10 protein-coding genes are annotated in these 13,018 nt (G+C 60.3%); all 10 read left to right on the forward strand.

What is annotated here, in order from left to right; all coding sequences use genetic code 11:
- The first annotated feature begins 8 nt into the window (after positions 1-8).
- The 10 genes from BIND_RS03525 (at position 9) to BIND_RS03570 (ending at position 13,008) form a co-directional block, all read left to right on the forward strand.
- The gene (locus tag BIND_RS03525; protein ID WP_012383694.1) at positions 9-1,853 is read left to right on the forward strand and encodes a peptidoglycan D,D-transpeptidase FtsI family protein; all 1,845 of its coding nucleotides are present in this window, start codon (positions 9-11) and stop codon (positions 1,851-1,853) included.
- Positions 1,853-3,313 (forward strand): UDP-N-acetylmuramoyl-L-alanyl-D-glutamate--2,6-diaminopimelate ligase, encoded by a 1,461-nt coding sequence (locus BIND_RS03530; RefSeq protein WP_012383695.1) that lies wholly within the window; start codon positions 1,853-1,855, stop codon positions 3,311-3,313. The genes BIND_RS03525 and BIND_RS03530 overlap by 1 nt, the downstream gene beginning before the upstream one ends.
- A complete protein-coding gene (locus tag BIND_RS03535) occupies positions 3,310-4,770 on the forward strand; it encodes a UDP-N-acetylmuramoylalanyl-D-glutamyl-2,6-diaminopimelate--D-alanyl-D-alanine ligase (protein ID WP_012383696.1) in 1,461 nt (486 codons plus the stop codon). Before BIND_RS03530 ends, BIND_RS03535 begins: the two co-directional genes overlap by 4 nt.
- A 138-nt stretch (positions 4,771-4,908) precedes the next feature.
- The gene (gene mraY, locus BIND_RS03540) at positions 4,909-5,991 is read left to right on the forward strand and encodes a phospho-N-acetylmuramoyl-pentapeptide-transferase (RefSeq protein ID WP_012383697.1); all 1,083 of its coding nucleotides are present in this window, start codon (positions 4,909-4,911) and stop codon (positions 5,989-5,991) included.
- Between the two features lie 2 nt (positions 5,992-5,993).
- Positions 5,994-7,382, forward strand: a complete 1,389-nt coding sequence (murD, locus tag BIND_RS03545; RefSeq protein ID WP_012383698.1) for a UDP-N-acetylmuramoyl-L-alanine--D-glutamate ligase — start codon at positions 5,994-5,996, stop codon at positions 7,380-7,382.
- A gap of 56 nt (positions 7,383-7,438) precedes the next feature.
- Complete coding sequence (locus BIND_RS03550; protein ID WP_012383699.1) at positions 7,439-8,581, forward strand: FtsW/RodA/SpoVE family cell cycle protein; 1,143 nt, start codon at positions 7,439-7,441, stop codon at positions 8,579-8,581.
- Positions 8,578-9,705 (forward strand): undecaprenyldiphospho-muramoylpentapeptide beta-N-acetylglucosaminyltransferase, encoded by a 1,128-nt coding sequence (murG, locus tag BIND_RS03555; protein WP_012383700.1) that lies wholly within the window; start codon positions 8,578-8,580, stop codon positions 9,703-9,705. The genes BIND_RS03550 and murG overlap by 4 nt, the downstream gene beginning before the upstream one ends.
- The gene (gene murC, locus BIND_RS03560) at positions 9,702-11,132 is read left to right on the forward strand and encodes a UDP-N-acetylmuramate--L-alanine ligase (RefSeq protein ID WP_012383701.1); all 1,431 of its coding nucleotides are present in this window, start codon (positions 9,702-9,704) and stop codon (positions 11,130-11,132) included. The genes murG and murC overlap by 4 nt, the downstream gene beginning before the upstream one ends.
- 1 nt (position 11,133) lies before the next feature.
- Positions 11,134-12,066, forward strand: coding sequence for a UDP-N-acetylmuramate dehydrogenase (murB, locus tag BIND_RS03565; protein WP_012383702.1), 933 nt, complete (start codon positions 11,134-11,136; stop codon positions 12,064-12,066).
- Positions 12,067-12,084: 18 nt separating this feature from the next.
- Complete coding sequence (locus BIND_RS03570; protein ID WP_012383703.1) at positions 12,085-13,008, forward strand: D-alanine--D-alanine ligase; 924 nt, start codon at positions 12,085-12,087, stop codon at positions 13,006-13,008.
- Positions 13,009-13,018 lie beyond the last annotated feature (10 nt).

Raw genomic sequence — 13,018 nt, forward strand, 5'->3', positions numbered from 1 at the left:
AGCGCTGGATGGAGATGGACCCGCGGATGACGCCGATCCCTGACCCGCATGCTCCCGTCATGCCTTCTCCCGTCATGCCCCCGCCGACCGCCGATGGAGCGGCAAGGCCGGCCGTGGAAAGGCGTGGGTGGAAACAGCGTATCGCGCCCTTCTTCGGGACGAGGCTGAGCAAAAGTTCCGGGCGCGCCAAGCTCATCGCGCTTGGCTTTCTGGGTCTTTACGGCATCATTGGGGGCAAGCTCGTCTATTTCGGCCTGCATCCAGAGGCCCCGCAAGAGGCCAAGCGGAGCGGTGATCAGGTTGCGGCGGCGCGGCCCGATCTTCTCGACCGTAATGGCGAAGTGCTCGCCACCGATGTGAAGGTCATGTCGGTCTTCGCCGAGCCGCGCCGCATCATCGACAAGGACGAGGCCGTCGAACTTTTGACGGCGGTCTTGCCCGATATTGACGCGCGCGATCTCCGGCAGCGTCTTGGCTCGCGCAAGGGGTTCATCTGGGTCAAACGTGCGATCACGCCTAAACAGCGTGAGGAAGTGCATCGGCTGGGCCTGCCGGGCGTCGGCTTTCTGGCCGAGAACAAACGCGTCTATCCCAATGGGCCGATCGCCGCGCATGTGCTGGGTTTCGCCAATCTCGATGGCGTCGGCATTTCCGGCCTGGAGAAATATATCGACGGACAGGGGCTCGCCGATCTACATGGCGCCGGCTTTAGCCTGACGCAGCAGGATCTGAAGCCGATCGTGACGTCCCTTGATCTCAAGGCGACTTACGCCGTGCGCGACGAATTGGCCAAGGGCATTGCGCATTTCAAGGCGAAGGCTGGGGCTGCCTGTATTCTCGACGTGAATACGGGCGAGGTCATCGCCATGGCCTCACTACCAGATTATGATCCGAACACGCCGGCCGATGCGCTTGATCCCAATCATATCAACCGGCTGTCCGTCGGTGTTTATGAAATGGGCTCGACTTTCAAGGCGATTTCCATCGCCATGGCGCTCGAGGGCAATAGGGTCAATCTCAATTCCCGGATCGACGCGCGCGATTCCCTGCGCTACGGCCGTTTTACCATTCATGATTTCCACGCCCAGCACCGCATGCTGAGTGTGCCGGAAGTCTTTACTTATTCCTCGAATATTGGCACCGCGCGCATGGCTTTGATGGTCGGCGTCGAGGGGCACAAAGCCTTTTTGCGCAAAATGGGCCAATTGAACCGGCTGACCACTGAATTGCCGGAATCTGCTGAGCCTCTGGTGCCGAGGAATTGGGGTGAACTCAATACGATGACCATCGCCTTCGGCCAAGGCCTCAATGTCGCCCCCTTGCAAGCGACCATGGCGGTGGGAGCCTTGGTCAATGGCGGGCTGTTGATCAAGCCGACTTTCTTGAAACGCAGTGAGGAAGAGGCAAAACGCAATGTGCCGCGCGTCGTGCGTCCGGAAACGTCTGAATCGATGCGCTATCTGATGCGTCTGAATGCGGAAATTGGATCGGCGCGTCTGGTTGATATCAAGGGCTATTTCATCGGCGGCAAGACCGGCACGGCCGACAAGATCGTGCATGGCCATTACGCCAAGGATAAAGTGTTCACGACGTTCATGGCGATCATGCCGGCCGACAAGCCGAAATATCTTTTCCTGACGCTGATGGATGAGCCGCAGGGCCTGCCGGAAACGGGCGGTTATCGGACGGCTGCCTGGAACTCTGGCTCGGTGACGGCACGGATCATCGAACGGACCGGGCCTTTGCTTGGCATTCCGCCGCGTCTCGAATTGCCGACACAGCCTTTCCCGCTGCTCGCCAAGCTCGGCTATGGCATCGCCAATGTTCCCCAGACGAGTCGGGGAGAGCATTGATGCGGCTTGATGCACTCTTCCCCGATGCATTAATCGAACCGCCGGCTTTTGGTGCGCGTGAGATCGCTGGCCTTGCCTGTGACAGCCGATTGGTTGCCAAGGATCAAGTCTTTTTCGCCGTTCCTGGCACCAAGGCGGATGGTTTGACCTATGCGCCCGAGGCGGTGCGGCGTGGTGCCTTGGCCGTCGTCACGGAACAATCCGCATCGGTGCCGTTCGAAACGGCGGCTCTGGTCAAAGTCGCGGATGTTCGTTCCGCGCTCGCGATTGCCTCGGCCCGTTTCTATGCGCGCCAGCCTGAAACCGTGGTTGCGGTGACGGGGACCAGCGGCAAGACATCGGTCGCAGCCTTTGCCCGGCAGATCTGGGCCAGCCTGGGGTTCAAGGCCGCTTCTGTCGGCACTTTGGGCGTCGTGGCCCCGGATGGCGCGAGCTATGGCGGTCTGACGACGCCTGATCCGATCAGCCTGCATCGCACGCTCGATGAATTGGCCGGCGCCGGCGTGACGCATCTTGCCTTGGAAGCGTCCTCGCACGGGCTCGATCAGCATCGGCTGGATTATGTGCGGCTGAAGGCGGCGGGTTTCACCAATCTCTCGCGCGATCATCTCGATTATCATCCGACCCTCGAAGCCTATTTCCAGGCGAAGCTCCTGCTCTTCACCCATGTCTTGCCGGCTGACGGCACGGTGGTGGTCGATGCCGACAGTTCCGCCGGCCATGAGGTGATCGATGTCGCCAAGGCGCGCGGGCTGAAGGTCTTTTCCTTAGGGTTTGCGGGCGAGACACTGCACCTCCTCGAGGCCAGACCCGAGGCGGCGGCGACTTTGCTGCGCTTGACCTTCGCAGGCAAGGATTGGGCCTTGCGCCTGCCTCTGGTTGGGAGTTTCCAAGCTGCCAATGCCTTGATGGCGGCTGGCCTTTGCATCAGCACCGGCGCTGCGCCGGACGCGGTTTTTGCCGCGCTTGAAAGGCTCGAAGGTGCCCCTGGCCGCCTCGAAAAGGTCGGTGAACGGCGTGGTGCGTCCATTTTCGTCGATTATGCCCACAAGCCCGATGCGCTGGAAAAAGCCTTGCAGGCCTTGCGGCCCTTCACGCAAAAGAGGCTGATCGTGATTTTCGGGTGTGGTGGCGATCGCGATGCCGGCAAGCGGCCCCTGATGGGTGAAATCGCTGCGCGGCTCGCCGATCATGTCATTGTCACCGATGACAATCCGCGCAGCGAGGATCCAGATCTCATTCGCAAGGCCATTCTGCAAGGGGCTGGTTCAGGTCCTCATATTCGCGAGATCGGCGATCGCGAGGCGGCGATCAAAAGCGGAATTGGCATGCTGGAGCCCGGCGATCTTCTGCTGATTGCTGGCAAGGGCCATGAAACCGGCCAGATCCTGGCTGACAGGACGCTGCCCTTTTCCGATCGCGATTGCGCCCGCGCGGCGCTTGAGGACCATGCTGCATGAACGAGATTTTGATGCCCGAAAGCGTCGATAAGGAGATTTTGTGGACGCCGCTCGGTCTCGTCACGCCTTTGCAGGCCCGTGTCAGTGGTCATGTTCCGTTGCGCCCGGCGCGCGGGATTTCCATCGATACGCGGACATTGCGCGAGGATGATCTCTTCTTCGCCATCAAGGGTGATAACAGCGATGGCCACGATTACGTCCCCGCGGCCTTCGCCAAGGGCGCCATGGCGGCGGTCGTCGATGAAGCTCATGCCGACCGTCTAGCAGCGCATGGCCCTCTCTATGTCGTGCATGAGGTTCTGCCGGCGCTCGAACGCCTTGGCCAGGCGGCGCGCCGGCGCGTCGAGGCTCGCGTCGTCGCGGTGACGGGATCGGTCGGCAAAACCTCGACCAAAGAGGCTCTGCGGCTGGTCTTGACCCAGGGCGGCTCTGTCCATGCCTCGGTCGCGTCTTATAATAATCATTGGGGCGTGCCGTTGACCCTCGCGCGCATGCCGCGCGACGCGCGTTTCGGGATTTTCGAGATCGGCATGAATCATCCGGGCGAAATCACTCCGCTCGTTGGCATGGTGCGACCGCATGTTGCGATCATCACCACGGTGGCTCCGGTCCATCTCGAATATTTCGAGAATGTCGAGGCGATCGCCGACGCAAAGGCTGAGATTTTCTCAGGATTGGTGCCGGGCGGCGTCGCGATCATCCATCGTGATATTCCGCAGTTCGAGCGGCTGGCCGAGGCGGCGAGACATTCGCCCGCCGGATTGATCGCCAGTTTCGGCACGCATGAGAAAGCCGATGCGCGTCTTCTCGATCTGACACCATCATCCGATCATTCGATGGTCAAGGCCTCCATCCAGGGAGAGACCCTGACTTATCGCCTTGGCGCGCCGGGCCGGCATTTCGCGGAAAATTCCCTGGCTGTCCTGCTCGCCGCCAAGGCCTGCGGCGTCCCGCTCGAGGATGCCGCCGCTGTCCTTGCCTTTTGCGCGCCCCAGGCCGGGCGCGGCCAGCAACTGGTCCTGGAAGCGGGTGATGGCCCCTTCCGTCTCATTGATGAAAGCTATAATGCCAATCCGGCCTCCATGCGCGCGGCGTTGGAAATGGCCGGCACTTTGCCGTTGGAAGGGGTCGGCCGGCGCATCGCCATCCTGGGTGATATGCTGGAATTAGGCCCCCAGGCTCCGGATTTACATGCTCAATTGGCTGATATCCTGCGTGAGGCATGTTTCGATCTCGTCTTCGCGGCGGGTCCCTTGATGCGGCATCTCTATGACGCGCTGCCGAGCGGTCTGCGCGGGGAATGGCGCGCGAAGGCCGAGGATCTCGTGCCGATCGTCGGCGCCACGGTCCAGCGCAATGATATTGTGCTTGTCAAAGGCTCGAACGGCAGCCGCATGAAACTGCTGGTCGAAAGCCTCAAGGACAAGGCGCGGCGGGCGGGAGCGGAAACGGTCTAAACCGTCTTCGCTAAAATTTTTGAGTTCGTGTGTTTTTGTCGCAGAGCCGGGCTGCTTTCCCAAAAAGCTGTTGGGGTTCAAAACGCATCAAACCAAAGCACCGGCTTTTGGATTTGATGCTCGGGGTTTTTGTAAACGATGCTGACCTGGCTTGCCGAATTCGCGGTCTATTTCACACCGCTCAACCTGTTTCGCTATATCACCTTCCGGACCGGAGGGGCGATCGCGACCGCTTTGTTCTTTGTGTTCTTCTTTGGTCCCAACATCATCAAATCGCTGCGCATCAAACAGGGTAAGGGCCAGCCGATCCGGAGCGATGGACCACAATCGCATCTTCTGACCAAGAAGGGCACGCCCACCATGGGCGGCTTGATGATCCTTTCGGGTCTCTTCGTCTCGACTTTGCTCTGGGCCAATCTATCCAATCATTATGTCTGGGTCGTGCTCTGGGTCATGCTCGGTTATGGCGCCATCGGTTTTTATGATGATTATCTCAAGGTGACGAAACAGACCCACAACGGCTTTTCCGGCCGGGGGCGTCTGGCCTGCGAGGCGGGGGTGGCGCTGGTCGCCTGCATCGCCATGATGAAACTGGGCACGCCGCATATGACCTCCCTCGCTTTTCCGGCGGTCAATGGCTATGTCGTCGATCTCGGTCTCTTCTTTCTGATCTTCGGGCCTTTTGTGATCGTCGCCTCGGGCAATGCGGTCAATCTGACCGATGGTCTCGACGGCCTCGCCATCGTGCCTGTGATGATCGCGGCGGGAACTTTCGGGATCATCGCCTATCTCGTTGGTAATGCCATCTACTCCGATTATCTGCGCATTAATTTCGTGCCCGGCGCCGGTGAACTCGCCGTGGTCAGTGGCGCGGTCATCGGCGCAGGTCTCGGCTTTTTGTGGTTCAACGCGCCGCCCGCGCAGATTTTCATGGGCGATACCGGTTCATTGGCGCTCGGTGGCCTGCTTGGTACCATTGCCGTCGCGATCAAACATGAAATGGTGCTTGCCATTGTCGGCGGCCTTTTCGCGCTCGAAACGCTTTCGGTCATTGTGCAGGTCGTGTCCTTTAAGCTGACCGGCAAGCGCGTCTTCAAAATGGCGCCGATCCATCATCATTTCGAACAACTCGGCTGGTCCGAGCCGCAGGTCGTGGTCCGTTTCTGGATCATTGCCTTCGTGCTCGCGCTCGTCGGCCTTTCGACCTTGAAGCTGAGGTAGGCATGACACCGGTCACAGCATTCAAGGGCAAGCGCCTTGCCTTGTTTGGTCTCGGCGGGTCGGGGCTCGTCAGTGCGCAAGCGCTGAAAGCGGGCGGCGCCGAGGTCGCCGTTTGGGACGACAAGGACAGCGCGCGTGAAACCGCCAAAGCCAAGGGGCTTGAGGTTCTCGATCTTTCGCAAGCGGACTGGAGCCAGTTTTGCGCCTTGGTGCTGGCTCCTGGCGTCCCCCTGACGCATCCCAAACCGCATTGGACGGTCGAAAAGGCACGCGCCGCCGGCATCGAAATCATTGGCGATATCGAACTATTTTGCCGTGAACGGCGCTTGATCGCCCCGAAATCGCCTTTCGTCGCGATCACCGGCACCAATGGGAAATCGACGACGACCGCGCTTGTCGCCCATCTGTTCCAGACCTTTGGCTATGAGGTCGCGATCGGCGGCAATATCGGCACGCCGATCCTTGCCTTGGAGCCTCCATCGCCGACCCGTGTCCATGTGATCGAGTGTTCCTCGTTCCAGATCGATCTGACGCCGACGCTTGATCCTTGGGTCGGCGTGCTGCTCAACATCACGCCCGATCATCTCGATCGTCATGGCACGATGGAAAATTATGCGGCGATCAAGGCGCGGCTCGTCATGGGCGCCGATAAGGCCGTCATCTGTCTCGATGATGAGCCTTGCGTCGCTATTGCTGAAACTCTGCGGCAAAAGCACAAGCCCAGCACTTTCGTTTCGATCAGCCATCCAGAATTGCGCGACGGCATTATTCTCGATGGGACGACGCTCGTGCGTCATGTCGATGGCGGCTCGGTGGTGATCGCTGATCTTGCTGGTATTGCCTCCTTGCGGGGCCGGCACAATGGCCAGAATGCCGCCGCCGCTGTCGCGGCTCTCGGCGCGCATGGATATAATCTCGATCTCGTGCGCAAGGGGCTTGAGAGCTTTCCCGGCCTGCCGCATCGCCTCGAAGAAGTCGGACGCCTCGGCAATGTTCTTTTCGTCAATGATTCCAAGGCGACCAATGCCGATGCGGCGGAAAAGGCCTTGTTGTCCTTCGAGAATATTTTCTGGATTCTCGGTGGCAAGCCGAAGGCCGGTGGCATCGATCCTCTGCGGCCTTTATTCGGTAAGATTGCTAAAGGCTATCTGATCGGCGAGGCGAGCGAGGCTTTCGCGGCGACGATCGGCGATGCCTTTCCACTCGAACGCTGTGGCACGCTCGATGTCGCCACCGCCGCCGCCGCGCGTGACGCGGACGCGAGCGCGCTGCCGGACCCGATCGTGCTGCTTTCGCCGGCTTGCGCCTCCTATGACCAATTCCCCGATTTCGAAAAGCGCGGCGACAAGTTTCGCGAGCTCGCCCGCGCCATCATCGGCCGGTCCGGTTGATCCGAACCTGCACAAACCCTTGATCCTCACCCTTCTTCCGAGACGGAGGGCACAGCATGATAAGCAGGGCAGAGCGTTCGCCTTTGGCCAATTGGTGGTGGACCGTCGATCGCTGGCTGCTGGCCAGCGTTTTGATGTTGATGGTGCTCGGCCTCGTATTGACCATGGCCGGCAGCCCGCCGGTCGCTGAAAGGCTCGGACTCTCGACCTTTCATTTCGTGCATCGGCAGGTGCTCTATCTCATTCCGACGCTGGCCGTGCTGCTCGCCGCCTCCTTTCTCACGCCACGGCAGGTGCGCCGCTCGGCCTTGATCATCTATGTCGTTTCGATGGCTTTGATCATCGCGGCGCTTCTCTTTGGTCATGAGGTCAAGGGCGCGCGGCGCTGGATTTTCGGCATTCAGCCGTCGGAATTTTTGAAGCCTGCTTTCGTCATCCTCATCTCCTGGGCTTTTGCCGAGGGTGGCACGCGCCGCGATGTGCCGGGCAATCTCATCGCGCTCATGCTTCTCCCCCTCACGATCATTCCCTTGATGCTCCAGCCGGATTTCGGTCAGACCCTGCTCGTCTCGCTGGTCTGGGCGGCGCTCTTCTTCATGGCCGGTTTGCACTGGTTCTGGGTCGTTGGCATTGGCGGCGCGGGCATCAGCGGCGGGCTGCTTGCCTATAAATTCGTGCCGCATGTGCGCGCCCGCGTCTTGAAATTTCTCGACCCTGGCACGGGCGGCGGTATTGTTGACACGTTCCAGGTCGATACCGCCCTCGACAGCTTTCTCTCCGGCGGCTGGTTCGGCAAGGGGCCGGGCGAGGGGACGGTCAAGCGCATTCTGCCGGACGCGCATACAGATTTCATTTTCGCGGTGACGGGAGAGGAATTCGGCATTGCCGCCTGTCTCTTCATCGTCTCGATTTTCGCCTTCATCGTCTTGCGCGGTCTGCTCTCCTCCTCCAGCAATGAGGACCCGTTCTGTCGTTTTGCCGCCGCCGGCCTCACAATGTTGTTCGGCATACAGAGCGCCATCAATATGGCGGTGAACCTGCACCTGATGCCGGCCAAGGGGATGACCTTGCCGTTCATTTCCTATGGAGGGTCCTCGCTGATTTCACTCGCCTTGGCGATCGGCTTTCTGATTGCCGTCTTGCGCAAGAGGCCGCGCTCGGCCGTGCTGCTCGAACAGGATGGGAAGGTTCTGGCGTGAGCGATCTGCACCCTATTCTTGTCGCGGCTGGTGGCACCGGCGGGCATTTGTTTCCCGCGGAAGCCTTGAGCCGCGTGCTGATCAAGCGCGGCTTTCCGGTCGAACTCATCACCGATGAACGGGCCACCAAATATGGCTCGGAATTTCCGGCGCGCGCGACCCATGTGGTCGCCTCGGCGACGCCGAGCCAGGGATCGCCGCTGCATCGCTTGCTGGCCCTGGGGGCGCTCGCGCGTGGCACATGGGAGGCGGTCAGGCTCCTTAAACGCATTCGCCCAAGCGTGCTCGTGGGGTTCGGCGGCTATCCGACGGTGCCGCCGGTGCTCGCCGCAAGCTGGCTCGGCGTGCCCTCGATCCTGCACGAGCAGAATGCGGTCATGGGCCGCGCCAATCGCTTTCTGGCTGGCCGCGTCAATGCCGTCGCCAAGGGGTTCGAAGGGCTGGGTGGCATCGATCCGGGGATCGCGGCGAAAACGGTGCTGACGGGTAATCCCGTGCGTCCGGCCGTACTCGCGGCGGCGCAGCAACCCTATCTCGAGGATGTCGATGGCCGTTTGCGGCTTCTGGTGACGGGCGGTTCGCAAGGCGCGCGCATCATGTCGGATGTCGTGCCGAAGGCAATCGAACTCGTGCCCGAGGCGATCCGCGCGCGTTTCATCATCGTCCAGCAGGCCCGCCCCGAGGATGAAGCGCGTGTGCGCGCCATTTACGCCAATCTCGGTGTTGAGGCGACGATCCAATCCTTCTTCACCGATCTGCCGTCGCGGATCGCCGAGGCCAATCTCGTCATTGGCCGGGCTGGTGCCTCGACTGTCTCCGAACTCGCCGTTATCGGACGCCCGTCCATTCTCGTGCCGTTTCCGCATGCGCTCGATCAGGATCAGGCGGCCAATGCGGCGCATCTTTCCGCGACGGGCGCGGCGCTCGTGGTCCCCCAGACGGAATTTACCCCGGATTGGCTGGCGAGCCGGCTCGTCGAGATCGATGCAGACCGGCCGGCTCTCGCCAAGAAAGCCTATGCGGCCCGCAAGGCGGGGCTTCCCGATGCCGCCGAAAGGCTGGCTGATCTCGTTATCCGGTTTGCCTCAGGCGAAAAAACGATTCATGCAGGAGACAATCGATGAAATTGCCGCGCGAACTCGGCCCCATCCATTTCGTCGGGATTGGCGGCATCGGCATGTCCGGCATTGCCGAGGTCCTGCTCAATCTTGGTTATCACGTCCAGGGATCCGACGCGGCGGAAAACGCCAATGTGTTGCGGCTGCGCACCAAAGGCGCGACGATCGCCATCGGCCATAAGCCTGAAAATCTGGGCGATGCGGCCGTGGTCGTGGTCTCGACCGCGATCAAGCGCGACAATCCGGAACTGGTCCATGCGCGTGAATTGCGTCTGCCGGTCGTGCGCCGCGCCGAAATGCTGGCCGAATTGATGCGGCTGAAACAATGTGTCGCGGTTGCCGGCACCCATGGCAAAACGACGACGACCTCGCTGGTCGCCACTTTGCTCGATGCGGGCAAATTCGATCCAACCGTTATCAATGGCGGGATTATCAATGCCTATGGCACCAATGCGCGGCTGGGCGCGGGCGACTGGATGGTGGTCGAGGCCGATGAAAGCGACGGTACGTTCCTGAAACTGCCGGCCGATATTGCCATTGTCACGAATATCGATCCTGAACATCTCGATCATTTCAAGACTTTCGACGCCATCAAACAGGCGTTTCGCGCCTTTATTGAAAATATTCCCTTCTATGGTTTCGCGGTCATGTGCCTCGATCATCCGGTGGTGCAGGAACTGGTCGGCACGATCGAGGATCGCCGGATCATCACCTATGGCGAGAATCCGCAGGCAGACATGCGCCTCGTCGATGTCAATCTCGATGGCGGCATGTCACGTTTCAATGTCGTCGTGCGCGATCGCAAGGCGGGGCAGGGGAAGCGCTTCGAGGAACGGCGTGTCGAGGATCTGCTCATGCCCATGCCGGGGCTGCATAATGCCTTGAATGCGACGGCGGCTTTGAGTGTCGCCTTGCAGCTGGGCATGAGCGATGATGCGATCCGTTCGGCTTTGCGTGGTTTTGGGGGCGTCAAGCGCCGCTTCACCCGCACCGGCGAATGGAATGGCGCGCAAATCTTCGATGATTACGGGCATCATCCGGTGGAAATCGCGGCCGTTCTGCGCGCGGCGCGCGCCTCGACCAAAGGCCAGGTGATCGCCGTCGTGCAACCACATCGCTATACGCGCCTGCATTCCTTGTTCAATGAATTTGCAAGCTGCTTCAATGATGCCGACGTGGTGATCGTCGCCGATGTGTATGCGGCGGGCGAACCGCCAATCGACGGCGCCGACAAGGAGCATTTGATGCGCGCCTTGAAAGCCTTCGGCCATCGCCAGGCCATGGTTCTCCGCGCACCGGAAGATCTCCCAGCACTCATCCGCAGCCTCGCGCATCCCGGTGACTATGTCGTGTGTTTAGGGGCCGGCAATATTACGCAATGGGCCTATGCGCTTCCTGGTCAGCTTGCCGCGCCTGTCAGCAAGGCCTCCTGAAATGTTTGCCGATCTCATTCCGCGTCTGAGGGACGCCATGCCGGAATTGCGCGGTGAATTGCAGACCAATGTGCCGCTTGCGCCCTGGACATGGTTCAAAACCGGCGGGCCGGCGCAATGTGTCTATGTCGCGCCGGATGTCGAGGATCTCGCTTATTTCCTCGGCAATCTCGACCCGGATATTTCAATCTTCGTCTTAGGGCTCGGCTCGAATATTCTTGTGCGCGATGGCGGCATTGAAGGTGTCGTCATCAGTTTCGGTCCGTCTTTCCACAAAATCGTGATTGAAGGCGATACGATCAGCGCCGGTGCCGCTGTTGCTGATGTGAAACTTGCCAGCGCCGCCGCCATGGCGGGTCTCGGCGGTTTCGCTTTTTTGCGTGGCATTCCGGGTACGATCGGCGGTGCCTTGCGCATGAATGCAGGGGCTTTTGGTGGGACGATCGCTGATATTCTCGTCTCTTGCGAAGGCCTCGACCGGCGTGGCGCCTTGCACCATTTCACGCCGGAGGAAATGGGCTTTTCCTACCGCCATTGCGCCGTGGAAGGCATTATTTTCACGCAAGGACTGTTTGCGGGCTGGCCGGAAAATCCCGAAAAGATCCGCGAGGATATGGGAAAGATCGCGCAGGAGCGCGCCAAGACGCAGCCGGTCAATACGCGGACCGGCGGTTCGACCTTCAAGAATCCCAATGGTGCGAAAGCCTGGGAATTGATTGATCGCGCCGGCTGCCGTGGCCTGACGCTAGGTGATGCGCAAGTCTCTGAGCTGCATTGTAATTTTCTCGTCAATCGCGGCAAGGCGAGCGCCGCGGATATCGAAAATCTTGGTGAGATGGTGCGCCAGAAGGTGCTGGCCGAAACGGGTGTGGAACTCGAATGGGAAATCCTGCGGGTTGGTCGGCCGCCCGTTGCTCATAAAACTTCACGCTGACTGAAGGAGAAGCGGATCGTGGCGAAACATGTGGCCGTGCTGATGGGCGGTCTTTCGGCCGAGCGCGAGGTCTCGCTGTGCTCGGGGGCGGCTTGTGCTGAGGCTCTGCGCGGCGAGGGGTTCGAGGTCACGGAAGTGGATGTCGATCGCCAGATCGGCGAAAGGCTCGCGGCCTTGCGGCCTGATGTCGCTTTCAATGCTTTGCATGGCCGATTCGGCGAGGATGGCATCATCCAGGGCGTTCTGGAAATGCTGGCCATTCCCTATACGCATTCGGGCGTTCTCGCCTCGGCGCTCGCCATGCGCAAGGACCGTGCGCGCGACGTTCTGGCCGCTGCGGGTGTCCCGATTGCCAAGGGCGTCACGGTTGACCGGCTGGAGGCGGCGCAACGCCATATTTTGCCACCGCCTTACGTGATCAAGCCGCTCGGCGAAGGCTCTTCCTTCGGCGTGTTCATCGTGCGGGAGGATCAGGCCTATCCGCCACAAGAGTTAACGCGTTCCGACTGGGCTTTCGGTAACCGTGTTCTGGTTGAATCCTATATAGGAGGGCGCGAGCTGACCTGTGCCGTCATCGGCGAAAAAGCTCATGATGTCATAGAGATAAAGGCCGTTGGCGGCGGCTGGTACGATTATGACGCCAAATATCGAAAAGGTGGATCTATCCACATCCTTCCTGCCGAACTTAAACGAAATATTTACCAAAATGTTCAACTCTTATCGCTCAAGGCACATAAGGCCCTCGGCTGCCGTGGCGTGAGCCGGACTGATTTCCGTTACGACGACCGTCCCGAAGGGACGGGCGAATTGATCGTCCTGGAAGTCAACACTCAGCCCGGCATGACGGAGACCTCCTTGCTGCCAGAAATTGCGGCCTATGCCGGTCTCTCGTTTGGTGAGCTTGTTCGATGGATGGTGGACGACGCCTCCTGCGATCGTTGATTTTTTCGAA

The sequence above is a fragment of the Beijerinckia indica subsp. indica ATCC 9039 genome, assembly GCF_000019845.1.
GTDB lineage: Bacteria > Pseudomonadota > Alphaproteobacteria > Rhizobiales > Beijerinckiaceae > Beijerinckia > Beijerinckia indica.